Source organism: Algibacter sp. R77976 (assembly GCF_044594645.1).
GTDB lineage: Bacteria > Bacteroidota > Bacteroidia > Flavobacteriales > Flavobacteriaceae > Algibacter_B.
The window spans coordinates 449,031-475,342 of sequence record NZ_CP138989.1; the positions used below are offsets into that span (position 1 = coordinate 449,031).

Consider the following 26,312-nt stretch of genomic DNA (forward strand, 5'->3'; position numbering starts at 1 on the left):
ATGTCTAACTAATACTATTTATTTTTCTTAGCCTCGATTTTATAAAGCTCTTCTAAAGTCCAATAATCATCTCTATCTTTTGATTCTGTTCTTGCATTTCTAACCGTTCTTCTTCCTACATTATCTGCATCATTCATAGCTCTAACATAACTAAGCACATCTGCAATCCATTGGTCGCTATTATCCTTTAAAGGCATCATAATACCATATTCTTTACCTTCAATAGGCCCAATTAATCCGTTTAATAAAATTTTACTTAATACTCCTTTATCGCCCTTAACTCTTTCACTACCTATTAAAGACGGTGCTATAAGACCGCCGTCTTCTGTTGGTATACCTTTTAAATCGGCACCATGACAAGTAATACATAGTTGTTTATAAGCATCATATCCCTTAGTAATACTTAATCTTGAACCTAAATCTCTTCCAGATATTCTCTTTTTGAGCTGCGCTAACTTAGAGTCATCTTTCTTTAAACTTTCAACAACTGCATGCGAAATAATCTCATGACTCTCATATTTTGTATTAATAGCGTTAAGTAATTCTGTTGCTTTTTTATCTTTACTATATCTTAAACTTAAAGCTAATTGATTTACAACATTTACATCGGCATCAGAAATTAATTTTTCTAAATCTTGAAGTATTTCTGTATCTCCAGTTTTTAAGAAGTTTTCACTTAACCTAATTGCAGTCAATCTAACACGATAATCTTCATCTTGTAATTTTTCAGTAATTAACGTTTTATCAATATTACCCAAACCCTCAAGCGTCCAAAGTGCCGTTACACGCTCCAAACCAAAATCTTTTTCGCTATTAAACAAACCATTAAAAAACGATGTGTTATCTCGTGCAATAGCCTGTAATTGTGTAATAACAGATTCATCGCCTCTTAAAACAATTAACTTTTGCGCCGTATTTCTATACCAGCCATTTCGATGACCTAAATACTCTATTAATTCTGAAGCTTTCTTACCTATTAAATTAGGTTTTTTATCGAGCTCGATATCTTCATGTACAATTCTATAAATTCTTCCTTTTCCAATATTTTTATCTAAGCCTTTTCGTTCAATAACTGGTCTTAAGAAACTTCCTTTTTTTGTCCAATTACTTTCTTGAATAATACCACGATACATATCTACAATATAAAGCGCTCCATCAGGACCCGTTTTAGCTTGCAATGGTCTAAAATTTAAATCTGTTGATGCCATAAACTCTGCTTTATCATAAGCATTGTATGCAACCTTTTTACCGTTTTCATTTTTTATTTTTGCTCTACGAATCAGCCTACCTACAGGTTCTGGAATAAAAAGATCACCATATAAACTAGAGGGTAATTTATGCCCTCTATAAATTTCTTGCCCAGCAGTTCCAGTAAAATGGTTAAGCGTACCATCTTCACGTAATCTTTTTGGCCCGCCTTGAACATCTGGAGTTCCAACTATTGGCCACGGCTCTACAAAACCTTTAGCAAGTCTACCTTTGGCATTATATTCCCCATAAACTGGTGGCTGTTGAAATCCATAAGCAGGATTCTCACTACCTGCGGAGGAGTAATACATATTCCCTAAGTCGTCTTGTGTAAGTCCCCATTGCCCTCTATTCGGCATGCTTTCTAAAGAATCTACTTCTACTTTTCCATTACTTTTAAACTTAAATCGAATAGGATTATAAGTGGTGTATAACCAGTTATCCAAATTCCAAATCAATCCACTCTGTTGGTGTTCTAAATTTCCACCACGACGATTTGGATTATAATAAACGCGTTCTTTCTTGTCTGCTACTCCATCACCATTAGTATCTTTATAACTCCATAAATCATATGAAAATGTTTCATTGACGATTAATTCATTTTCTAGAGGCAAAATCATTCTTGGCAACAATAAACTATCAATAAAAACGGTGCTTTTATCCATTTTACCATCACCATCTAAATCTTCAAGCATTTTTATTTTACTAATCGATTGATTAGTACCACTACCATCAACATCTTGCATATAAGTATTCATTTCTGCAACATACATACGCCCATTACCATCCCAAGCTATGGTTACAGGTTCATCAATCATAGGCTCGCTAGCAACAAGTTCTACTTTATAACCTTCTGGCAAATAAAATGTTTTCATGCTTTCTTCTGGAGAAAGAAAATCTGAAGATGGGTCTTTTACGATTTCTGGTTTTTCGTAAATTTTATCTGTGTATTCTTTTTTATCGCAGTTAAAAAAAGATAACATTAAGAGTAATAAAAAGAATGTATTTTTCATTTACTTTTTTTTAATTTAAAACATGAGAAACTATTACTAAAAAGTATAATAATTAGTTCTAATCGATTTCTGAAAACTAAATTTTAGGATTATTATTCAATAATAAACTTACCTTTCATGATAGCATAATGCCCTGGAAAGCTACAAAGAAAATCATACGTTCCTGGTTCAGGAGCATCAAATTCGACAACTGTAGTTTCCCCTCCACCAACAAGAGCTGTATGTGCTATAACATCTTCAGCGTCATCAGGGATATACTGTGTGCTTTTAGCAGTTGCAGCCTTGTTTCCAAAAGCTGTTAAACTCACACCTTTTTTTAATAAAACAAAATTATGCCCCATGACATTTTTATCCATTTTCCCAATATGCTTTAAAGTAATTTTTACTTTCTCGCCAGCTTTAACTCGAATTTCCTTTTTGCTAAATTGCATAGCATCATTTCCAGTTATAACCACATCATTTGGATTACTTTTTACTTCCTTAACCTCATCTGTTTTTTTCTCATAAGAAAACCCTTCCTTCTTTTTTTCTTCTTTACCTCCACATCCAACTAGTAGTAATCCAAAAAAAATAGCTCCTATAACACGCTTTGCTTTTTTCATATTTATTGTATATTTTAAAATTATGTTTAGATTATTTAATAACAATTCTATCAAATATATACATAAAAAGGATTACTATAGTATAGAATTTTTCAATGAAAAATATTGCACTATAGTAATCCTTTAAAAAAATAAAACTTACTCGTCTTATAAAATATAATCTGTACTTATGAAATTAGACGTTTTCTTTTCTAATAATTCTTCAAGAATGGCATTGTTGTAATCGTTGTCTTTTGATGCTACAAAAGTTCTTATAGAAAAAGAACGTAATGCATCGTGAACACTTAAAGTTCCAAATGCTGAATCTTTTCTTCCTGTAAACGGATACACATCTGGTCCACGTTGACATGAGCTATTTAAGTTTACACGACAAACAAGATTCACTAAAGTATCAATTAATGGTGATAATGTGTGTACGTTTTTACCAAACAAACTTACTTGTTGCCCGTAATTAGATTCTGCCATATCATCTAATGGCTCTTCAATATCTGAAAAAGAAACAATAGGGACTACTGGTCCAAACTGTTCTTCTTGAAAAACACGCATATCTTTAGAAACTGGATATAAAACTGCTGGAAAAATAAAGTTTTCTGTTGTTTCTCCTCCTTTTTTATTTAGAACTTTGGCTCCTTTTTCTTTAGCATCATCAATTAATTCTTGGATATATGCGGGTTTATCTTCTTCTGGAAGCGGTGTTAATTTAGCCCCACTTTCCCAAGGGTTTCCAAATTTAAGCTGATCTACTTTAAATGCAAATCTCCTATTAAATTCTTCTACAACAGATTCATGAACATATAATACTTTTAGTGCCGTACAACGTTGTCCATTAAACGACAATGTTCCTGCAATACATTCTTCAACCGCTAAATCTAAATCGGCATCTGGCAATACTATAGCTGGATTTTTAGCTTCTAAGCCTAAAACCATTCTAAGTCTGTTTCCTTTTGGATGTTGGTGTTGTAACGCATTAGCAGACTTACTGTTTCCAATTAAAGCTAAAACATCAATTTTTCCAGACTGCATTATTGGTGTAGCCAATACTCGACCACGACCATAAACAATATTTACAACACCTTCTGGAAAACTACTTTGAAAAGCTTCCAACAAAGGCGATATTAATAAAACACCAAGTTTTGCAGGTTTAAAAATCACAGGATTCCCCATAATTAATGCTGGAATTAACAAGGTAAATGTTTCATTTAAAGGATAATTATAAGGTCCTAAACATAAAACAACGCCTAATGGGCCACGACGAATATGAGCATAAACACCAGAGTTTTTTTCAAACTTAGCAGAATCTCTATCTATTTGCTTGTAGGCTTCAATAGTATCATAAATATAATCAACTGTTCTATCGAACTCTTTTTCAGAATCTGGAAGATTTTTTCCAATCTCCCACATCAATAGCTTTACAACTTCCTCGCGTTTAGTTTTCATTTGCTCTACAAATGTTTCCATACAAGCAATTCTATCACCAACTTTCATTGTTGGCCATAACCCTTTTCCATTATCATAAGCTTGAGTTGCCGAGTCTAAAACTTTTAAAGCCTCCTTTTCGCCTAGTTGAGGAATGGTTCCTAATAGGGTTTGCTTATATTTTGAAGTTGAAGAAATTGTTGAATATACCTCGGCAGTATCTCCATCCCAATTTTTTAGTTCACCATTTACAAGGTATGTTTTTTGATGTAAAAGAGATTCAATTTTATACGCTTCAGGGATTTCTATAAAGGGGTTTTTCATGATTTATTGATAATTTGAAAGTGAAAAATCAGAATGATTATTACACTTTTTAGGTTTAATTCTTTATATCAAAATAAACGAAAATTACCCTAAATCACGTCTTGAAACTCAAATAAACAGCAAATCAAGGACGCAAACGATTTCGCAATCCCTTAGTTTAATTACGCTATTTATCCTAAAAACTTAAACAAAACCGTCTTATTGTATAAACAACCACCTTAAAGGTTACGCTGTTTTATTTTAGCCATTAATGATTCTATACCTATTACCGTTTTTAATGAACACTTACAACGGTATAACCTTCTAAAAAAATTACATCTTACAAATCAAACTTAATACCTTGAGCTAATGGCACCGTTTTACTGTAGTTGATAGTATTTGTTTGCCTACGCATATAGGCTCTCCATGAATCGGAACCACTTTCTCGCCCTCCACCCGTTTCTTTTTCACCTCCAAAAGCACCTCCAATTTCGGCTCCAGATGTACCAATATTAACATTAGCAATTCCACAATCTGACCCTTCTACAGATAAGAATAATTCTGCTTCACGTAAATCATTAGTCATAATTGCAGACGACAAACCTTGAGGCACATTGTTTTGAATATAAATAGCCTCTTCTAGATCTGTATATTTCAACAAGTAAAGAATTGGAGCAAAAGTTTCCTGTTTTACAATATTAGATTCTGCCGATATTTCTGCAATACAAGGTTTAACATAGCAACCACTTATATACTCATCACCCTTTAAAACACCTCCATCAACAAGCATTTTACCGCCTTGTTTTTCAATTTCTAAAATGGTGTTTTGGTAGGCAGCTACAGCATCTTTATCTATTAATGGACCAACATGATTATTTTCATCTAATGGGTTACCAATTTTAATTTGATTATACGCTTTTACTAAGCGTTGCTTTACATTATCATATATTGAATCATGAATAATTAATCGACGTGTCGATGTACATCGTTGTCCGCATGTACCAACAGCACCAAAAACAGCACCGACTAAAACACTATCTAAATCTGCATTTTGAGTTATAATAATAGCATTATTACCACCTAATTCTAATAAACTTTCACCCATTCTTGATGCTACAGTTGCACCTACTATTTTACCCATTCTGGTGCTTCCAGTAGCCGAAATTAGCGGTATTCTTGTATCTTGGGTTAACAATTCTCCTATTTTATAATCTCCAGTAACCATACAACTAACGCCTTCTGGTAAATTATTATCTTTTAATACTTTGCTCAAGATATTTTGACAAGCAACAGCACAAAGTGGTGTTTTTTCTGATGGCTTCCAAACACAAACGTCACCGCAAACTAAGGCAATCATAGCATTCCATGCCCAAACAGCTACTGGAAAGTTAAATGCCGATATAATACCAACTACACCATAGGGGTGCCATTGTTCGTACATACGATGTTTAGGTCTTTCTGAATGCATCGTTAAACCATATAATTGCCGAGATAAACCTACGGCAAAATCGCATATATCAATCATTTCTTGAACTTCTCCATAGCCTTCTTGCAAGCTTTTACCCATTTCATATGAAACTAAACGCCCCAATGCTTCTTTATGTTCTCGTAGCACCTCGCCATATTGCCTTACAATCTCTCCACGTTTAGGAGCTGGCATAGTTTTCCATGTTTTAAAAGCAGCTTGAGCAGTTTTTATAACGTTTTGATATTCTTCTTCAGATGTTACACTAACACGACCTATAAGTGCACCTTCTACAGGAGAATAAGAACTTATGTGCGTTTTAGAATTAAAAGCGTTTAAACCTGTTGATGTTCCTGCATTCGTTTTATTTACACCTAATTTTTCTAAAAAGGAAAAATCCATAATTATATTTTTATTAATTATTGTATGATTAAAGCATTAAAAAAACTTGATTGTAACAAGTTGATTAATTTTAAATTTGTGTCACTATAAAAAATATTATTTTAGTAATAACAGAAAAGTAAACACGCGTTTAAAATGAACTATTTTTTAAACTGAAACAACTTTGACATTATTTAAAAAGCTGACCGTTTTGTGTTGCTAAAAACTTATCGAACGGAATTTCTTCTTGCTTAATAAAGCCTTTTGATGGTAAATCACCTTTATCTACCATTTCTATTACTGCTGCTATGGAAGCTGCTGTTGTCCAAGAAATAGCTCTCCACTCTTGACCATCTATTGTTATTGGAGAAAAGGCTTTATAATATTCATTTCTAAATAAATTATCTTCTTTCCATCCTTCAACTACTGCGTATACATAAACGACATCTTCTTTTACCGGTGGCTTAGCATTTTCTAAAATAGATGACAACAACTTTTTATCATCTTTCAAAATTAACTCTTGAATTAAAAACTTCATTAATTTACCATGCCCTGGATATCGTATAGTTTTATAGTTTAAAGTATCTACCTTACCTTCATAGGTTTCACACATGGTACCTAAACCACCCGATGTGGTAAAAGCCTCAAACTCTTTACCCTCAATATTAATATATTCTAGTCCATCCAAAGAAGGGGTCATTTTACGTTGTCCATTATGTATCGCTTCGGCATCATTTATATACTCATTTATAACACCAGCAGGCGACCATGTAAATGAATATGCCAATAATCCATTTGGATATTTAGGTAAAGCACCTACTCTTAATTCTATATCTCTTAATTTATTAAAATCTTTGGCTAAATCTGCTCCAATAATACCAATAATCCCGGGAGCAAGTCCACATTGCGGAGCCATAACACCTTTTGATGTTTTACTTAACGTTCTAATAAAATTAGTGGTTTCTACATCTTCCGTCAAATCAAAATAATGCTTACCCAAATTATAGGTTAATTCTGCAATTTTTTTATTCAAAAAATATGGTAAAGCGGAAACTACAGCATCATTCTGTTTAATTAAATTTATTAAAAAAACTTCATCTGTAATATCACCTAGAATGACTGAAAAAGGAAGTTTAAAACTGTAATGTGGTGGCTGTTTATCTACCCCTGTAACATTATAGTTTTTACTTAACAACACACCTACTAACGTACCTACTTTACCAAGGCCTAGGGTAAGAATATTTTTCATATTAATTAAATTTGTAAATTGGTTTATTTTGATGTTCTATCAGTTTGATTTCTATAAGTACTTTCAAATATTTTATCTGCATTAGCAGACTCAAAACCTTCTCTTCTATGTATTGTTTTTATTTCATCTTTTGGTAATTTTTTAAATTCTGGCAATACCAAACGTTCAGCAAACTCTACATAACTACCTGCTATCTTTAAATGTTCTCCATCAGCAAATGTTGCTTCAACCATTTTAGCAACCGAACTACTTTGCCTTAAAAGTCCATCTTTACTAGTTTTTATAATACCCCCAGATGAATTAAGCACGATACCTATTGACTGTAAAAAATCATTAAAAGCCTCTAATTTATTATAACCATTAGGTAATTCGTGTACACTAATTGTGTAATGGTTTAAATAATAACGATTGTAAATTACCCAAGCTGCATATTCGCTTTCTTCTAATAACAACTTATAATCTTTTATAGTTGGAACATCCCATAGTGGTTTATGAAAAAATTCTCCAACTGTTTTTGCATTATTTAAATCTAATTGACTTACTGGGTCTTGAACGATATGCTTGGTATATTTTTCGATTATTTTTTGCGCATTTAATGATAAGTCTTTTACTCGAATTTCGCTAACAAAAATTCTTGGATAATAAGATGATGGTGGTGCGTACCAATAAGCATCTAATTTTTTATTTTCGAAATTATAAAATGACATTTTGCGATACCCGTAATGCAAAAATATTTTTTCGAAAGACTTAATTCCCAAATGATCTACTCCTAAAGTTCTAAAAGCAATGTGATCATTAATAATATCGGACTGTTTATTAATCAGTCCTTTTTCTATCATTTTTTTACTAATTTTCACAACATCTGTTACCCGTTCTTGATACGGTAAAAGCAAAGCATTTAGAACGACACCTAATGGATCTGACTTTTTAAATTTCATAATTTACAAATAATAACCAATATTGATGAAAAATTACCATCAATTAACCCTCAATATTGGTTTTTCTATAAATATATAAAGATTTTTATTTATTCCCAATAAAGTTAACAAAACAAATAATTCAAATGTTTTAACACGTTATTGATTATTTAACACATTTAGACTACTTGGTTATTTAGAACAATGTTTATTTAAACATTTCATCAGTCAACAATACTTAAATACGAATAACTATAAAGTGAAAAAAAAAAAAAATGGAATTCTATTAGTACCATCTTATATCTGAATACACATATTTGATTTAATCTAATAAAGATAAACCGATTGCGTTATTACGAGATTTTAAGAAGTATAAAACCAAAACTGCAACAAGCCACTAGCATTCTAGAATAAAGTGGTTATAAAAGAAGTGCCCCTTTTAGCACAAAAACTTTTTACACCAAAAACTGAAATAAATCGGGCTTATCATTTAGATAATCGCCATAAAAATTACGCTGTTTCATTTTGGTAATTAATGGTTCTAAATCTTTAGCATTTTTTAGTTGAATTCCAACAACTGCTGAACCGTTTTCGCGATTAGTTTTTTTAGCATATTGAAAATAAGTGATATCATCATTTTCGCCTAAAATATCAACTACAAACTCTTTTAATGCTCCTGCCCGTTGAGGAAATTTAATAATAAAGTAATGCTTCAAATTCGCATATAACAAAGCACGTTCTTTAATTTCTGGAGTTCTGGTTATATCGTTATTACTGCCACTAACCACACAAACCACATTTTTGCCCATTATCTGTTCTGTATAAAAATCTAGTGCAGAAATACTCAACGCTCCAGCAGGTTCAACTACAATAGCATCTTTATTGTAAAGTTCTAAAATAGTTTCACATACCTTGCCCTCTGGCATCGTAATCATGTCATCTAAATTTTCTTTACAAATGGCAAAGGTTAAATCTCCAACACGCTGTACAGCCGCTCCATCTATAAATTTGTCTATTTTTTCTATGGTTGTGTTTTTATTATTTTTTATTGAAACCGACATGGAAGGTGCACCTTCTGGCTCGACTCCAATAATTTTTGTTTGAGGTGACAAAGCCTTAAAAACAGTAGATAATCCAGCAGCTAAACCACCACCACCAACGGCTATAAACACATAGTCAATAGGTTCGGTTGCTTGCTCTAAAATCTCTAAAGCAATGGTTGCTTGCCCTTCAATAACTTTTTCATCATTAAACGGGTGAATAAAGGTTTTGCCCAACTCATCACATTCCAACATGGCGGCATGAAATGAATCGTCAAACGTATCGCCTTCTAATTTAATTTCTATAAAATCTTCACCAAACATTTTTACCTGTTCTACTTTTTGGTTTGGCGTTGGAGCAGGCATATAAATAGTGCCCTTAATTTTTAACAATTTACAAGATAACGCAACACCTTGCGCATGGTTTCCTGCACTCGCGCAAACCACTCCGTTTTTAGATTGTTGATTCGTTAGCGAGCTAATTTTATTATAAGCACCTCTAATTTTATATGAGCGTACTTGCTGCAAATCTTCTCGCTTTAACAGAATATGCGCTTTGTACTTTTTAGAATACCTGATACTATCACTTAAAGGCGTAATTGTTGAAACTTTTCTAATAGTTTCAGCAGCAGCTTTTACGCTGTTTATACTAGGAAAATAAGTTTGTTTTTCTTGACTCATTCTTGGAGATTTTCATGCTAATGCAAGGTACTTAATCCATTTTTTATTTAAATTAAAAAAAGGCATAAAAAAACCTGTCAAAATGATTTCATCCGACAGGTTTTCTAAAATATAACTTAGTTTAGTTGTATTCGGTACTTATACTATTGGCTTCATAGCTGTCATAGATCCTCTTAAAAATTCACCTACTTTCTCAACTGGGTGATTTCTTAAAGCAGCATTTACTTCAATTAGTTTGGCGTTATCCACACCATCACCATTATCTACAGCGTAAGGTTTTCCAATAACATCTGTTTTTATGGTTTTCATAAAATCAGCTAATAAAGGCTTACAAGCATGATCGAATAAATAACATCCGTACTCTGCAGTATCAGAAATTACACTATTCATTTCATATAATTTACGTCTTGCAATGGTATTAGCAATAAGTGGCGTTTCGTGTAAAGACTCGTAGTATGCAGAAGCATCAATAATTCCAGAATCTACCATAGCTTCAAAAGCCAATTCAACACCAGCTCTAACCATAGCTACCATTAACACACCGTTATCATAATACTCTTGCTCCGTAATCTCAACATCGCCAGCCGGAGTTTTTTCAAATGCAGTTTCAGCAGTTGCAGCTCTCCAAGTTAATAAATCGTGATCGTCGTTAGCCCAATCTGCCATCATTCCAGCAGAAAAACGACCTTCAATAATATCATCCATGTGCTTTTGGAATAATGGACGCATGATATCTTTTAATTCTTCAGATAATTCAAAAGCTTTAATTTTCGCTTTGTTAGACAAACGATCCATCATGTTAGTTACACCACCATATTTAAGACCTTCTGTTACAGTTTCCCAACCGTATTGAATTAATTTTGAAGCATAACCAGCATCAATACCTTCTTCAACCATTTTATCGAAACAAAGGATAGAACCTGTTTGTAACAAGCCACAAAGAATGGTTTGTTCTCCCATTAAATCAGACTTTACCTCAGCAATAAAAGACGATGCTAAAACACCAGCTTTATCACCTCCTGTTGCTACAGCATAAGCTTTAGCTTGCGCCCAACCTTTACCTTCAGGATCGTTTTCTTCGTGTACCGCAATTAATGTTGGTACACCAAATCCTCTTTTATATTCTTCACGAACCTCAGAACCTGGAGACTTAGGCGCCACCATAATTACAGTAAGATCTTCACGTATTTGCATACCTTCCTCAACAATATTAAAACCATGAGAATACGATAATGTTGCTCCTTTTTTCATTAAAGGCATAACAGCATTAACCGCATTTGTATGTTGCTTATCTGGCGTTAAATTTAATACCAAATCTGCAGTAGGGATTAACTCTTGGTAATTACCAACTGTAAATCCGTTTTCTGATGCATTAATAAAAGATTGACGCTTTTCTGCAATAGCAGCATCACGCAAAGCATAAGAAATATCTAAACCAGAATCTCTCATGTTTAAACCTTGGTTTAATCCTTGAGCCCCACAGCCTACTATAACTACTTTTTTACCTTTTAATGCAGATACTCCATCTGAAAATTCTGAAGCATCCATAAATCTACACTTCGATAATTGATTCAATTTATCTCTTAAAGATAGTGTGTTAAAATAATTTCCCATTTTGTGTTTTATTGTTATTATTGATTATCGAATGCTTTAAGCAATTCGGTTATTTTCATTTGATCTTTTGTTACTGCTATACGTCCAGAACGCACAAATTGCATAATTCCAAAAACATTTAAATCGCGTCTTAAAGACTCTATTTCATTTCTTCTACCCGATTTTTCAAGTACAAAAAACTCTTTGTTTACCGTTACAATTGTTGTATTGCTTTCTTTTATTATATTCTGAATTTGAGGTTCGTTGAACAATAAATCAGATTTTATTTTAAACATACAGGACTCTGTAAAAATAGTTTCGTCCTCTGTATGATAATATGCCTTAATAGTTTCAACTTGTTTTTCAATTTGCCTAACAACTTTGCATGCTGTGTCTTCGCAAATGTTTACAACAATTACAAAACGATTAACACCATCTATCTCAGATTGCGATGTTGTTAAACTTTCTATATTAATATGTCTTCGCTGAAAAATAGCTGAAATACGATTCAGTAAACCGATATTATTTTCGGTATAAATTGATATTGTGAATGATTTTATATCTTCCTTCATAACTAAAATCTTAACTTAATCTTACATCTGAAACCGATGCTCCTGATGGAATCATTGGAAACACGTTACCTTCTTTTTCAACACAAACTTCTAAGAAATAAGACTCTTTTGATTCCATCATTTCTTTAACTGCTTCTGCCAATTCATCACGTTTAGTGACTTTCCTAGCTTTTATATAATACCCTTCGGCTATGGCTACAAAATTTGGATTTGTCATTTCGGTCGACGCATAACGATTATCGAAAAACAATTCTTGCCATTGACGAACCATTCCTAAGAATTCATTGTTTAAAACTACTATTTTAACCGCTGCTTTTTGCTGAAAAATAGTACCTAATTCTTGAATATTCATTTGGTAACCACCATCACCAATAATAGCAACAACCTCTCGTTCTGGCGCTGCCATTTTAGCTCCAATAGCTGCTGGAAGTGCAAATCCCATAGTTCCTAATCCACCTGAAGTAATATTACTTTTTGATTGATTAAACTCGGCATATCTACAAGCAATCATTTGGTGTTGTCCAACATCTGAAACTATTGCGGCATTACCTTTACTTTCTATATTTATTTGTTTTAACACCTCACCCATTGTCAATCCTTCTTTTGTTGGATTGAGATCGTTATTAATAACTTGATCGAATTCTATAGCATATAAATCTTTAAATTCTTGTAACCACGATTCATGTGAGTTTTTATTTAAAGCTTTAGCAAGCATTGCCAAACTTTCTTTTGAATCTCCTAATACAGCAACATCTACTTTTACGTTTTTGTTTATCTCTGCAGGATCAATATCAAAATGAATAATTTTAGCTTGTTTTGCGTATCTATTTAAATCACCTGTTACACGGTCGTCAAAACGCATACCAATTGCGATTAATACATCACACTCGTTAGTTAATTTATTTGGTGCATAATTACCATGCATACCAACCATACCAATATTTAAAGGATGTGATGTTGGAAATGCCGAAGCACCAAGAATAGTCCATGCCGATGGGATTCCAGCTTTTTCTATAACGGTCTTAAGTTCTTCTTCAGCTCGTCCTAAAATAACACCTTGTCCCCAAACAATCATTGGTTTTTTAGCATTATTAATTAATTCCGCCGCAGCGTTCACAGCCTCTTGACTTGTTTTAGGTACAGGTTTATAACTTCTTATTCCTGTGCATTTTTTGTATTTAAAATCTAACTCAGACACCTGAGCGTCTTTAGTAATATCAACTAAAACTGGTCCTGGTCTTCCGCTTTTGGCAATATAAAATGCTTTGGCGATAGCAGCAGGAATATCTTCTGCTTTAGTAACCTGGCAATTCCATTTTGTAACAGGCGTAGAAATACCAACAATATCTGTTTCTTGAAACGCATCACTCCCTAATAAATGAGAAAATACTTGTCCCGTTATACATACCATTGGCGTAGAATCTATTTGCGCATCTGCAATTCCTGTAATTAAATTAGTAGCTCCAGGCCCAGAAGTTGCCATAGCAACACCAACCTTACCAGATATACGCGCATAACCTTGAGCAGCATGTGCAGCACCTTGCTCATGACGTGTTAAGACGTGATGAATTTTATCTTGAAACTTATATAACTCATCATAGACGGGCATAATAGCTCCACCTGGATATCCGTAAAGAATATCAACGCCTTCTGCCATCAAACTTCTTACGACAGCTTCGCTACCTGTTATACGTTCTGTTTTTTCTGCCACTTCTTTTTTATTGTTAATTGTTTGTGTTTTCATATTCTCAACGTTTAATGATGAGATTCCTGCCTGCGCAGGAATAACAATTTATTATGCATCAGTTACACAGCCTTTTGAAGCTGATGCTACCGATTTTGCATATTTATATAAAATTCCTTTTTTGTGTTTTAATTCTGGAGCAACCCATTGCGCTTTTCTTTCTGCTAATTCTTCATCAGAAAGCAATACATTAATGGTGTTATCTTCTGCGCTAATTTTAATTTTATCGCCTGTTTTTAACAATCCAATGGCTCCACCAGATTGTGCTTCAGGAGTAATATGCCCCACTACGAAACCGTGCGTTCCACCAGAAAAACGTCCATCTGTAATTAATGCAACTGACTTACCTAAACCAGCTCCCATAATTAATGATGTTGGCTTTAACATTTCTGGCATTCCTGGACCTCCTTTTGGACCTACATAACGAATGACGACCACATCTCCTTTTTCTACTTCGCCATTAGAAATTCCAGTATTTGCAGCTTGTTCGCCATCGTAAACTACAGCTTTACCTTCAAATAGCAAACCTTCGTTTCCTGATATTTTTGCAACTGCACCTTCGGTAGCTAAGTTTCCATAAAGAATCTGTAAGTTACCTGAAGATTTTAATGCTTTATCTTTTGGATAAATAACATCTTGACTATCTTCTTCAAACGTTAATGCTTCAACATCTGCTAAATTTTCAGCTAATGTTTTACCTGTTACAGTTAAACACTCGCCATGTAAATACCCATTATCTAATAAATATTTCATTACTGCTGGAGTTCCACCAACACCATGAACATCTTCCATAAGGTATTTTCCAGATGGTTTTAAATCTGCTATTAATGGTGTTCTATCACTAACACGCTGAAAATCTTCTAATGTAAACTCAATATCTGCAGCATGTGCAATTGCTAAAAAGTGTAATACCGCATTGGTAGAACCTCCTAAGGCATTTACTAGTGCAATAGCGTTTTCAATAGATTTTTTAGAAATAATATCTAAAGGTTTTAAATCTAATTCTAAAAGGTTTTTAATTGCTCTTGCAGTTCTTTCGCTTTCAGATAATTTGTTTGGGTTTTCTGCAGGAATAGACGAGTTATAAGGTAATGCAAATCCCATACATTCTATAGCAGAAGCCATGGTGTTTGCTGTATACATACCTCCACATGCTCCAGCTCCTGGAATAGCACGCTTTATAATATCTCTATATTCTTCTTCATCAATTTCTCCAGCTACTTTTTGGCCTAAAGCCTCAAAAGCCGAAACGATGTTTAATTTTCTTCCTTTATATTTTCCTGATGCAATGGTTCCACCATACATCATTATTGATGGACGGTTTAAACGTAACATAGCAATTACTGCTCCTGGCATATTTTTATCACATCCTACCACAGAGACAAGTGCATCATAACTTTGCGCGTTCATTACTGTTTCTATAGAATCTGCAATAATATCACGAGAGGCTAACGAGTAATTCATACCCGAAGTCCCCATAGAAATACCATCACTAACGCCAATAGTATTAAACCCTAAACCAACAAGTCCAGCTATTTTAGTTTCAATTTTAACTTCGGCAGCCAAACCATTTAAGTGCATATTACATGGGTTACCATCGTAACCTGTACTTGCAATACCAACTTGAGCCTTATTCATGTCTTCATCAGTTAAGCCTACTGCGTATAGCATGGCTTGAGATGCTGGTTGAGATTCGTCTTGCGTTAGTCTTTTACTGTGTTTATTAAGTTCTTTCATATTTGTTGCAAACTACTTTAGTCTTTAGCTTGATTTAATTTTATATTCTTAATAAATTAAGGTTTTTAATGAAAAATATTCATTTTCCTTAAATAACTTGTCGAAATTAATTTATTAGCTTCTTATTTTATTTAACCTTTGTTTTATTAGGTTAAATCCACGACTATAAAAACCAGTTTAAAATACTGTTTTACAGATGTTTAAGTTAATATTTTTATGATGTTCAAAATGAAAAAAAAGTTTACAAAAAAACCTTCCGTTTTTTGGAAGGTTCATAAAATCTATTTTTTTTAAATACACCCTTCCTTATCGTTGCGAGACTATCACAAAGACCCTTTCAGGTATGCTATTTAAAATGTGTGTTTTCATCTTGAATAATGCAAATATTTAGAATTTAAATTTAACAGCCAATTAATTAGGAAAAAAAGAAAAATCAACGCACATATTCTTTTATTTTTTTACTTTTGCGCAAACAAATAATAGAGGAAAGATTTGACTGATTGCAACCTCTTTACATGAAACATTAGTTCGATGTAAGCAAAAATGCTAAAGGCAGTGTAAACTTCCTTCGACGTTCTCGTCAAATCTTACTGTAAAATAAAAAATATGGCTTATTTATTTACCTCAGAGAGTGTTTCTGAAGGGCATCCAGACAAGGTAGCAGATCAAATTAGTGATGCATTAATTGATAATTTTTTGGCTTTTGATACCGAATCGAAAGTAGCTTGTGAAACTTTAGTAACAACAGGACAAGTAATACTTGCTGGCGAAGTAAAATCTACCACCTATTTAGATGTTCAAAAAATAGCAAGAGATACTATAAACAAGATTGGATATACCAAAGGCGAATATATGTTTGATGGTAATTCTTGTGGTGTTTTATCTGCCATTCATGAGCAATCTGAAGATATTAATCAAGGTGTTGACAGAGGAAGCAAAGAACAGCAAGGTGCAGGAGACCAAGGTATGATGTTTGGTTACGCAACCAATGAAACTGAGAATTTCATGCCTTTAGCTTTAGATTTATCGCACAGAATTTTAATAGAACTTGCTGAATTAAGACGTGAAAACAAAGACATTCCTTACTTAAGACCCGATTCTAAAAGTCAGGTTACTATTGAGTATAACGATGATAATGTTCCGCAACGTATAGATGCTATTGTGGTATCAACACAGCATGATGATTTTGATGAAGATGAAGCAATGCTTGCTAAAATTAGAAAGGATATTGTTGATATATTAATACCTAGAGTGGTTGCTAAACTTCCTGAAGCTATTCAGAAATTATTTAACGACGATATAAAATACCATATAAACCCAACAGGAAAATTTGTTATTGGTGGACCTCATGGAGATACGGGTTTAACAGGACGTAAAATTATTGTTGACACCTACGGCGGAAAAGGTGCTCATGGTGGTGGAGCTTTTTCTGGAAAAGACCCAAGTAAGGTTGATAGAAGTGCTGCGTATGCTACAAGACATATTGCTAAAAACTTAGTTGCTGCTGGTGTTGCAAACGAAATTTTAGTACAAGTAAGTTACGCTATTGGCGTGGTTGAACCTATGGGAATTTTTGTGGATACTTACGGGACTTGCCCTTTCAATTTAACAGATGGTGAAATTGCAGAAAAAATATCTGAAATTTTCGATATGCGACCATTTGCTATTGAAGACCGTTTAAAATTACGTGCACCAATGTATAGTGAAACGGCTGCTTACGGACATATGGGACGTAAAAACGAAACCGTTACTAAAACATTCTCACAACCAAATGGCGTTACTAAAACGCTTGATGTAGAATTATTTACTTGGGAAAAATTAGATTATGTTGATAAAGTAAAAACAGCTTTTGGTTTGTAAAAACTTAAGCTTATATAGATTTTAAAAAGACCACTTTTATAGGTGGTCTTTTTGTTTTAACAACTTAAGCTGGTAAAAAAAAAATCGCTAACTTCGTTTAACAATAGATAAAATTCATTGAAACGGAACTTTATCTTTGGATTATGTAAAAGTAAGCACAGAGAAAAACAAATCTTAGAATTAAACTACTCTTCAACAAAAAAGGTCAAGAAAATCTATGCGAAAAATCAAAACAATCACATAACATAGCACAAAATAATATGTATTTTAGCACAAAAATTGAAGGAATACTTTTCTTTATTAGCTATGTTTTTACAAGAAAAATCATTTAACTCAAATAATATACTGGATTCAATAAAAGTTGATATGATAAAAAAAATACTATTATTTATTACTTTAAGCCTAATAGGTTTTACAGGAAACACTCAATGCCCTAAGCCATACCAGCTAGATACAAATAATAAAACAACCAACTCAATAACATTAACTTGGAATTCAGGAAACAATTCATTGACAGGTAATTTTGAGATAGAATACGGTCTTAAAAACTTCAGCCGTGGAACTGGAACTAAAATTTATAGTTCATATATAGGTATACAAATCAACAACTTAAACTCTAATACACAGTATGATTTCTATGTAACTAATAACTGTGGAAGCACTCCTACTACATCTGATGTTTATCAAGACGTTACAAGTGCAGATTACTGTAATGGAGACCTATTTCTAGATCCTGGTTTTGAAGAAAACTACATAGGAGAACACTACGAAACTTACAACTTAAGACCAAACTCCTCAGACAAAAGAATAAGTTTAAATTTTGTATTATTTGAATTATCAAGCGATGCTACTTTAAAAATATGGGAAGGTAATTACTCTTATGGAGATCCTATAGCTGTTTACGACAAAAATTCTCCACCTACAGAACCAATCGTTTCAAAATCAACAAATGGTGAACTATATATTGTATTTGAATCAAGCAATTCAGAAAATAATGCTCCTGGTTGGATAGGAAATGTTAGTTGTATTGACGAGCCTGAATGCAATGCGCCTAGATTTATTTCTCCTACAGATATTACCTATGATTCAATCACTCTAAGTTGGGCGAAAAGCACAACTAATCGTACTTATATAGAATATGGCATTAAAAATTTTGAAATAGGCACGGGTATAAAAATTGAAACTTATACAAATACTATAACAGTATCATCCTTAAGTGAGTTGACAGAATATGATTTTTATTTAACTGAAGAGTGTGACGACTCAAGCTTTAGTGATACAATAAAAACGACTTCTATTTCTACAAAACCTTTTTGTGAATCAACTATTTCTTTTAGAGGGCTTGACCCTTATAAATTAAATCAAATACAATTTACTGGGGTAAATATAGATATTAATCTTAATGAAGAGTGGCAATTAGAGTATGGATTAAAAGACTTTACAATTGGTGAGGGTACTACTATAAATTACGCTTCAGAAGATATTATTCTAGGAAACTTAGAGAATAATACTGAATACGACTTTTATTTAAGAAATAAATGTGGTGACCGTTTTAGCACCTCAATAGGACCATTCTCAGAAAAAACAAACGTTGATTATTGTTTTGAAGGCAAAATATATGACAGAGGAGGTAGAGAACAAGTTTATACCGACTATCAAAAAGCAACTGATATATATATATACCTAAGAGACAATAAAAGAGCTCGATTTATAGTAAACTGGCTACATATTGGTGATTATGAAGATATTAAAATATATGATGGCCCCGATTCAAACAGCCCCTTACTCAAGTATTTTAATCGTGATTCATCCTTTATTGAGTTCGTTTCCACGGGAGATAGTAATGTTATTTTCTTTGATATTAAACCTGGTGCTTATGGTTACACTAAAACAAAATGGAACATTGACATTATTTGTGAACCAACTCCTAATTGTGAAGAAGCCACAGATTTTCAAGTTAATAACTTTAAATTGACCCATAATCAATGTGAGTTGAACTGGACTAAAACGTCAAATTTAAATGATAGCTACAGTATAGAGTACGGATTAGAAGGGTTTGAAAGAGGAACAGGAACCACCGTAAACACAAATGACAACTTCATCGCCCTAGACAATTTAACTAAGTTAACCTCATACCACGCTTATATTACTACTGTATGTGCAGAAGGCGGTCAAGACAACATCTATGTTGAACCCCTTACTTTTAAAACAACTCCTAATTATTTTGGAGGGGATAAGTTTACTGATGACGGGGGAATCGACAATGATATTCCTGAAAACCAAACGGAAATTACAACAATATATCCGAAAACTGAAGGAGAAAGGATTCGCATCAATTTTGATTACATTGATTTAATGACACAATATAGCTATTTGAGTTCCTTAAAAATATATAGTGGTACTAATACAGACTCAGAACCAATTGTACAACTAAGAAATACTAGTGATTTCACAGACATGGGTTCTTCATTATATTCTCAAGATCCAAATGGAGCTATCACAGTAGAATATCTTAGTAATGATTCTTATTCAAGTTATTTTTCAAGAGGTTGGCAAGCAGATATAATTAGTGAGTTAATTCCAGATTGTAGTGAGCCTTTTGATACTTCAACTACTAGGTTTACACATCAAGAAATAAACTTAGCTTGGGAGTCTGAAACTGATGTGTCCGAGTGGGAAATTGAATATGGGCCAACAGCCTTTATTAGAGGTAATGGTATAACAAAAGATACTCAAAATAAAAATATCCTTATCACAGACTTATCACCTGACACGGAATATGATTTCTATATTTCTTCAAAATGTGATAACGGCAGCTTCAATAATTATGCTCCTGCATACAAAGAAAAAACAAGGAAAGACTACTCAAGCGGTGCATTACTAACTTCTAATGACGAAATAAAAGAATTATATCCAGACAACATTGAAGAAAGAATTAGAATTGAATTTACCTATTTCAATATTGAACCATATAATGATAACCATTGGGATAGTGAAGTAGTATTTAATTTCTTAAATAATCTAACAACATATAACTATTACACTTGCTATGCTTTTAAGCACGATTCTAATTTATATCCTGTAGTTTCCGAAAAAGAAGATGGGTCTTTATCTTATTTTCAAAATATAGATGGCACTTCATATTGGGAAGCAAAAGTATATAGTGAACCTAAACCTAGCTGTAAGACAACTAATGAAAAAGATTTTCTGTTTCAAAGAGTAAGTAATAAAGAATTGGAACTTATTTGGAAAAAAAATGACGAAAGCACAATATATAAGGTTGAATATGGTCCTTTTGGTTTTGCTTTAGGAACTGGTGCAACAAAAGAATTTGATAGTAACAGGCAATTTTTACAGTCAGAGCTTCGCAGGCCTTATCATACTTATAATACAGAAAAAGATCGTTTTGATGAAAATTTGATTTATTATTCTATGATTTTTGATGATTTAGACGAAAACACAGAATACGAATTCTATATTACAACTATATGTCCTGATGGGTTTACCAATACTTACCCAGTACCAAAACTCGTTAAAACAACTCCAAATATACTTAATGAAGGAATATATCATGGAAATTCCTCTGGACAAATGAAGCAAAGAAAAGTTTGGACTATATTGGGGCAACTTGAAAACACAACCATTTACCCAAACTTAAATAATGAAAGAATCGTAGCTACAATAAAGAGGTTAAAAATTCCTGAATCCTATTATAATGGAGATCCCTTTACTGTTTTTAATAACAATAACACTAAAGATGATAGCAACATACTTTTCTCTTCTTTTTATGAAATAGACTCCTATGATGATGAAATAGTTATAAAAGCTAATAATGAAAATGGTTGTTTAACTTTTAACTTCTCACATAGAAATAGCTTCTCTTTCGGCTATATTCCAGAAACCGTAGAAAGTTGGTGGAACGGTTCTCCTGGTGGCTGGATTGTTGAAATTACTTCAGAACCAAAAAGCAGTTTGAATGTAGAAGACATAGATAATAATACTAATATTCAGTTATACCCAAACCCTTCTAAGGATTATTTCGTTATAAAAAGTAACATAAATTTAAAAATTAAAGAAATTAGCATAATCGATATTACGGGAAGAAGTATAAAAAAATATTCGAATACTAATTTCAATCAGAAACTAAATTTTAATTTACCTCCAGGCACCTATTTTGCAATCATAAAAACCGAAAACAACAATAAAAGTATACAAAAATTTATTGTTAAATAATTATATGTAAAATATAGGGTGTTATGATAGAAAAATAAAATATTTGTTTTTGCTAGTATTAATCCGCAACGTATTGATGCTATTGTGGTAACAACACAACATGATGATTTTGCAGATGACGACACCATGCTGGCGAAAATTAGAAAAGACATTGTAGACATATTAATACCAAGATTGGTTGCTAAACTTCCTAAAGCGATTCAGAAATTATTTAACAACGATATAAAATACCATATAAATCTAACAGAGAAATTTGTTATTGGTAGTCCTCATGGAGATACTGGCTTAACATGTCGTAAAATTATTACATATACTTAAAAAGACTACCAAAAATGGTAGTCTTTTCTGTTTTACAACCAGGCTTGATAAAGAAAAACCTATATAATTTGAAAACATCAAATTTCCGCTTCGTATTATCAAAAGTTACCCAATAAAAAAGCAAAAGCCGATCGAGTTTGACTTTTGCTTTTTATTTTACTTATTCTAAGTTATTAACTTAAATAAGCAGTAAGCATCCAAATTAATTTTTCTTGACCCGAAATCAAATCACTCATTAAAGAAGCCGTACCTTCATCATTATTATCAGAAGCAATTTCTATAATCTCGCGTTCTTGCATCAATAGTACATTTAAACTATTTAATATAGAATTAACCGCGTCATCTCCATTAGATACATTTTTAATAATTTTAATAGTTTTGTTTTCCAAATAATCTTCAAACGTATGCAATGGCTTTAATCCCAAAGTTAAAATACGCTCTGCAATTTCATCAACTACATCATTAGTCTCATCATAAAGCTCTTCAAATTTTTCATGCAACATAAAAAACTTTTTACCTTTCACATTCCAATGCAAACCTCTTAAATTCATATAATGAATTTGAAAATCAGCTAAAAGAATATTTAATTTATTACTAATATCAATTTTATAATCTTGATCCATTCCTATCTTTAATTCTAAAGTTTCCATAATTATTATGTTTTAAATTTGTTAAGCAAAATTACTGATTACCTCTTGACTTATTAGCAACCTATGTTACACACACAGCTAGTTTTTCTTAAATTTATATTAAAAAAATAGAATTAAAATTTTTCAAATAATTAAATTAAATAACTGTGTAAATTTCTATATTTAAGAAATCACAAACTTAAACCTGATATCAAAAAAAAGTTAGTTACTTGTTTGCTAGGCTCTGATTTTTCTTAGAAAAATCCTCCCACACAGATACGCAACTTTACATTTGTAAAACCGTTTAACTAACATCTTAAAAATTAAAAAAAATGAAATGTTTCAAAATCTTATTTTTTATAATTTCAATTATATACGTCAACAAAAGTATGTCTCAAAATATAGCATCACATCAATGGGAAAACCGAGTTTTATTAGTTCTAACGGATGATACAGATACGACAACGTTCCAAAATCAAATAAAAGAGTTTCAATCACACGAAAACGGACTTACAGACCGTAAGCTTATTGTTTATCAAATAAAAAAGCATAGTTATACTGTGGGCTTGAAAGATGAAGCATGGCAGGACTCATCAAAACTTTACAAAACATATAAAACGGCAAAGGCACCTTTTGAAATTATATTAATTGGATTAGATGGCGGTATTAAATTAAGACAAAGCCATATACTTAATTGCGAAGAATTATTTAAAACCATAGACGTTATGCCTGTGCGTAAAGAAGAACTAAGAGATAAGAAATACTAGTTTAGAAATAAAACCCAAAACTACCTGTAATACCAAATTTTCTAGCATCAGGGTACAGCACTTCGTCTTTGTAATTGCCTCTAAAATTAAAATCTATTCTAAACACTTTAAAAATATTACCTATACCTAGACTGTATTCGTAATAAGGCTCGTTAGAAGGTGCAACTAAACGAAGATTATTTGGGTTACTTGGCACATTACTTAACGCTATATTTTCATCTGAAATACTCCCCATAACACCTCTTACACTTACAATTTCTCTAAGGTTTAATTTTCGTAAAAATGGTACTCTTGAAAATAGGCGTCCGTTAAAATTATGTTCAAAATGAAAAGACCCATAAGTATCTGACACAAACTCGTAAAAATCAAGTTGCGAAAATGTGTTATAAATTGAAAAATAGGTTTGATTTCCTGGAATAACACTCAATAATCCAAGCGGCACTTCTCCAATGGTTTTACCAGCTTCTATTGTGGTACTAAGTCTTCCAAAGCCTCCCATTTGCCAGGGTTGCGTATATGAGAATTGCACTTTCGTATAATCGAAATCGCTATTAAACATATTTTTATCACCACGCGTTACTTGGGCAAAAAGTCGCGCAAAATCATCGTTGGCTACTCTTCGTTCTACACCAAAACCGGTCATTTTCCGACCTGGGAAATACGACACAGATAAGTTAGTTTCAAATTGCTTAATTTCAGATGCTATGCCAGTTGGTGTATTATAATCTAAACTAAAAGTTGGCGATGCCGATTCTAGAGTTCTGTAATTTCCTCCTAATCTAAAAATAACATTTTTCCAAGGCTCAGATTCAACAGCCAGACTGGTTAGATTAATATTAGTTAACTTATCATTAGCTCCTGTACCTATAACTGAAGATGACGCTAAACTTCTGCCTAGCACATCTGTACTAGAGGTTAAACTGGCTCCTGTTTGCTCGACATCTCGCCTGTTTCCTCCAGAGATAATGAGTCGTCTCTTTTTATCAATTAGCCATTTACCAGATATACCATATTTGAATTTATCGTCTTTAAATCCATAAGCTAAAAACCCTTCAAGTCGCCATAAATCATTTGGTCCAAAATAGGTTCTTCCGCCAGTTCTTAAACGCACGCCTTCTACCTCATTAAACCCAAAGGTTGAAAACACGGGCCCATAATCTAATGGCAGTGTATTAAACTCAATATAGCCAGATGCCAGAATACTTCCTAAGTTATATAGACGCTTAAACTTCTTAACTGTTTTTAGAGTGTCTAACATTTTATAAACACCTTGCTCGTCTTTATTTAAGGCTTCAAGTCTGTTTTCTCCCCAAAATTCATCATCTCTATTATAAACATCTTTATCAAAATTATAAACTTCGGTTTCGTAGAATTTTTTATCCTTTTCGACATCAAACTTATAATTATTGTATAACGTAGTTCGCTTTCCGTAAACACCACGAGACTTTTCTTTTTTATCAAAAGCAAAATCCGACAACATATAATCTCTTGTCACCAAGAAAAGTGAATCGCTCAACACCTCAAACTCTTGCTCTATATAAATTTCTTTTACCCAGTTTATATTGGCACTTTTTGAGGCTTGTAGATTAATTTCTTTAATAGAATATGTAGTATCTGCCACCCAAAAATCGCCTTTAAAGGTCAATTCATTTTTTCGTCTTGGATAATATATAATATTGTAGCACCATTTGTTATCAATAAAAGAACTGTCTGCCAACACATAATTATACGTTCCAATCCCTGTTTTAGATAAGGGGCTCACAAAACTTTTATCAAAAAATTTCATGTAGTTATCATAAACATTAAAGTCTGAATATAAATCGTCTACAAAATCAATAATCATTTGATTATCACTAAAACCAGAGTTTTTGTTTCCTAATAAATCTACTTTTGTTTTATTAATAACATTGTCTCCATAAACTTTAGAAACCGCTTCGTTTATAAAAATAGGCAAGTATGTTTTTCCTGTTACGCTAGAGGTGTCAACTTCTTCAAAAACAAACTCCATCCCTTTAAATAGTTTACTTTTAATAAGTGCACTATCAATTGTATTTAAATCGAATTCTACTTTTTCGTATTTATCGTATTCGTATTGTTTAAACTGCTTTAAACCATTACTACGTTTATTTGCCCATATTTTTCTCAATAAATCTATGGCTGGATTATTCTTTTTAGATTGTTTTCCAGAGATAATAACTACTGCATTTAATTGAGCAGCTTCCTCTTTTAGGGTGAATTTTAAATTGTAATTCACTTTTTTTTCTAATGGAACATTTAAGGTTTCATAACCAATAAATGATACGGTTAATGCGCTCCAAGTTTCATCTGATTCTAAATAGAATTTACCATTCTCGTTGGTAATAGTTCCTTCTGTAGACCCTTTAAATATAACATTTGCGAAAGATACAGGTTCATTAAACTCATCAAACACAAAACCACTCACTTTGGTTTGAGCAAAAGCAAAGCAGGTTACTAGAAAGAAAAGGGCAAAAATTAATCTTATTTTCATAATACAAAAAAAACTTCATCAACAATCGTGCTAAT

16 protein-coding genes and 1 pseudogene are annotated in these 26,312 nt (G+C 32.5%); 4 read left to right on the top strand and 13 right to left on the bottom strand.

Features of this window, described 5'->3' with window-relative positions; genetic code table 11:
- Window positions 1-14: 14 nt before the first annotated feature.
- From SJY43_RS02055 to ilvD, 11 genes are all read right to left on the bottom strand, one after another.
- The gene (locus SJY43_RS02055; protein ID WP_396602189.1) at window positions 15-2,261 is read right to left on the bottom strand and encodes a c-type cytochrome; all 2,247 of its coding nucleotides are present in this window, start codon (window positions 2,259-2,261) and stop codon (window positions 15-17) included.
- A 92-nt stretch (window positions 2,262-2,353) separates the two neighbouring features.
- Window positions 2,354-2,863: an azurin gene (gene azu, locus SJY43_RS02060; protein WP_396602190.1), complete on the bottom strand. Its 510-nt coding sequence runs from the start codon at window positions 2,861-2,863 to the stop codon at window positions 2,354-2,356.
- Between the two features lie 147 nt (window positions 2,864-3,010).
- The gene (locus SJY43_RS02065) at window positions 3,011-4,603 is read right to left on the bottom strand and encodes an NADP-dependent glyceraldehyde-3-phosphate dehydrogenase (protein ID WP_396602191.1); all 1,593 of its coding nucleotides are present in this window, start codon (window positions 4,601-4,603) and stop codon (window positions 3,011-3,013) included.
- Between the two features lie 319 nt (window positions 4,604-4,922).
- A complete protein-coding gene (locus SJY43_RS02070) occupies window positions 4,923-6,449 on the bottom strand; it encodes an aldehyde dehydrogenase family protein (protein ID WP_396602192.1) in 1,527 nt (508 codons plus the stop codon).
- Between the two features lie 169 nt (window positions 6,450-6,618).
- Window positions 6,619-7,677 carry a saccharopine dehydrogenase C-terminal domain-containing protein gene (locus SJY43_RS02075; protein ID WP_396602193.1) on the bottom strand — a complete coding sequence of 353 codons (1,059 nt, stop codon included), beginning with the start codon at window positions 7,675-7,677 and terminating at the stop codon, window positions 6,619-6,621.
- Between the two features lie 23 nt (window positions 7,678-7,700).
- On the bottom strand, window positions 7,701-8,615 hold the full coding sequence (locus tag SJY43_RS02080) for a DUF1338 domain-containing protein (protein WP_396602194.1): 915 nt from the start codon (window positions 8,613-8,615) through the stop codon (window positions 7,701-7,703).
- Window positions 8,616-9,049: 434 nt separating this feature from the next.
- The gene (ilvA, locus tag SJY43_RS02085; protein WP_396602195.1) at window positions 9,050-10,315 is read right to left on the bottom strand and encodes a threonine ammonia-lyase IlvA; all 1,266 of its coding nucleotides are present in this window, start codon (window positions 10,313-10,315) and stop codon (window positions 9,050-9,052) included.
- A gap of 138 nt (window positions 10,316-10,453) precedes the next feature.
- Entirely contained in the window at window positions 10,454-11,929 is a 1,476-nt protein-coding gene (gene ilvC / locus SJY43_RS02090) for a ketol-acid reductoisomerase (protein WP_396602196.1), read from the bottom strand.
- Window positions 11,930-11,946: 17 nt separating this feature from the next.
- Entirely contained in the window at window positions 11,947-12,480 is a 534-nt protein-coding gene (ilvN, locus tag SJY43_RS02095; RefSeq protein WP_396602197.1) for an acetolactate synthase small subunit, read from the bottom strand.
- Window positions 12,481-12,490: 10 nt separating this feature from the next.
- Window positions 12,491-14,224, bottom strand: coding sequence for a biosynthetic-type acetolactate synthase large subunit (ilvB, locus tag SJY43_RS02100; protein ID WP_396602198.1), 1,734 nt, complete (start codon window positions 14,222-14,224; stop codon window positions 12,491-12,493).
- 51 nt (window positions 14,225-14,275) lie between these two features.
- Entirely contained in the window at window positions 14,276-15,961 is a 1,686-nt protein-coding gene (ilvD, locus tag SJY43_RS02105) for a dihydroxy-acid dehydratase (protein WP_396602199.1), read from the bottom strand.
- A gap of 606 nt (window positions 15,962-16,567) precedes the next feature.
- Between ilvD and metK the strand changes: the two genes are divergently transcribed.
- The 3 genes and pseudogenes from metK to SJY43_RS02120 all read left to right on the top strand — a co-directional run.
- The gene (gene metK, locus SJY43_RS02110) at window positions 16,568-17,821 is read left to right on the top strand and encodes a methionine adenosyltransferase (RefSeq protein WP_396602200.1); all 1,254 of its coding nucleotides are present in this window, start codon (window positions 16,568-16,570) and stop codon (window positions 17,819-17,821) included.
- Between the two features lie 366 nt (window positions 17,822-18,187).
- Window positions 18,188-22,054, top strand: coding sequence for a T9SS type A sorting domain-containing protein (locus SJY43_RS02115; RefSeq protein ID WP_396602201.1), 3,867 nt, complete (start codon window positions 18,188-18,190; stop codon window positions 22,052-22,054).
- A 63-nt stretch (window positions 22,055-22,117) separates the two neighbouring features.
- Window positions 22,118-22,369 (top strand): annotated as a pseudogene (locus SJY43_RS02120) (methionine adenosyltransferase); the annotation flags it as partial.
- 176 nt (window positions 22,370-22,545) lie between these two features.
- Here SJY43_RS02120 and SJY43_RS02125 read toward each other — a convergent pair.
- The gene (locus SJY43_RS02125; protein ID WP_396602202.1) at window positions 22,546-23,022 is read right to left on the bottom strand and encodes a Dps family protein; all 477 of its coding nucleotides are present in this window, start codon (window positions 23,020-23,022) and stop codon (window positions 22,546-22,548) included.
- A gap of 368 nt (window positions 23,023-23,390) precedes the next feature.
- Between SJY43_RS02125 and SJY43_RS02130 the strand changes: the two genes are divergently transcribed.
- The gene (locus SJY43_RS02130; RefSeq protein WP_396602203.1) at window positions 23,391-23,768 is read left to right on the top strand and encodes a DUF4174 domain-containing protein; all 378 of its coding nucleotides are present in this window, start codon (window positions 23,391-23,393) and stop codon (window positions 23,766-23,768) included.
- A gap of 1 nt (window position 23,769) precedes the next feature.
- Here SJY43_RS02130 and SJY43_RS02135 read toward each other — a convergent pair whose 3' ends face one another.
- Window positions 23,770-26,277, bottom strand: coding sequence for a DUF5686 family protein (locus tag SJY43_RS02135; protein ID WP_396602204.1), 2,508 nt, complete (start codon window positions 26,275-26,277; stop codon window positions 23,770-23,772).
- Window positions 26,278-26,312: the final 35 nt, after the last annotated feature.

Excerpts from the sequence above, each read along its gene's own strand:
- SJY43_RS02125 (WP_396602202.1), bottom strand. The coding sequence starts at position 23,022 with ATGGAAACTTTAGAATTAAAGATAGGAATGGATCAAGATTATAAAATT.
- ilvA (WP_396602195.1), bottom strand. The coding sequence starts at position 10,315 with ATGAGTCAAGAAAAACAAACTTATTTTCCTAGTATAAACAGCGTAAAA.
- azu (WP_396602190.1), bottom strand. The coding sequence starts at position 2,863 with ATGAAAAAAGCAAAGCGTGTTATAGGAGCTATTTTTTTTGGATTACTA.
- SJY43_RS02135 (WP_396602204.1), bottom strand. The coding sequence starts at position 26,277 with ATGAAAATAAGATTAATTTTTGCCCTTTTCTTTCTAGTAACCTGCTTT.
- SJY43_RS02075 (WP_396602193.1), bottom strand. The coding sequence starts at position 7,677 with ATGAAAAATATTCTTACCCTAGGCCTTGGTAAAGTAGGTACGTTAGTA.
- SJY43_RS02070 (WP_396602192.1), bottom strand. The coding sequence starts at position 6,449 with ATGGATTTTTCCTTTTTAGAAAAATTAGGTGTAAATAAAACGAATGCA.
- ilvN (WP_396602197.1), bottom strand. The coding sequence starts at position 12,480 with ATGAAGGAAGATATAAAATCATTCACAATATCAATTTATACCGAAAAT.
- metK (WP_396602200.1), top strand. The coding sequence starts at position 16,568 with ATGGCTTATTTATTTACCTCAGAGAGTGTTTCTGAAGGGCATCCAGAC.
- SJY43_RS02130 (WP_396602203.1), top strand. The coding sequence starts at position 23,391 with ATGTCTCAAAATATAGCATCACATCAATGGGAAAACCGAGTTTTATTA.
- ilvC (WP_396602196.1), bottom strand. The coding sequence starts at position 11,929 with ATGGGAAATTATTTTAACACACTATCTTTAAGAGATAAATTGAATCAA.
- SJY43_RS02065 (WP_396602191.1), bottom strand. The coding sequence starts at position 4,603 with ATGAAAAACCCCTTTATAGAAATCCCTGAAGCGTATAAAATTGAATCT.
- ilvB (WP_396602198.1), bottom strand. The coding sequence starts at position 14,224 with ATGAAAACACAAACAATTAACAATAAAAAAGAAGTGGCAGAAAAAACA.
- SJY43_RS02055 (WP_396602189.1), bottom strand. The coding sequence starts at position 2,261 with ATGAAAAATACATTCTTTTTATTACTCTTAATGTTATCTTTTTTTAAC.
- ilvD (WP_396602199.1), bottom strand. The coding sequence starts at position 15,961 with ATGAAAGAACTTAATAAACACAGTAAAAGACTAACGCAAGACGAATCT.
- SJY43_RS02115 (WP_396602201.1), top strand. The coding sequence starts at position 18,188 with ATGATAAAAAAAATACTATTATTTATTACTTTAAGCCTAATAGGTTTT.
- SJY43_RS02080 (WP_396602194.1), bottom strand. The coding sequence starts at position 8,615 with ATGAAATTTAAAAAGTCAGATCCATTAGGTGTCGTTCTAAATGCTTTG.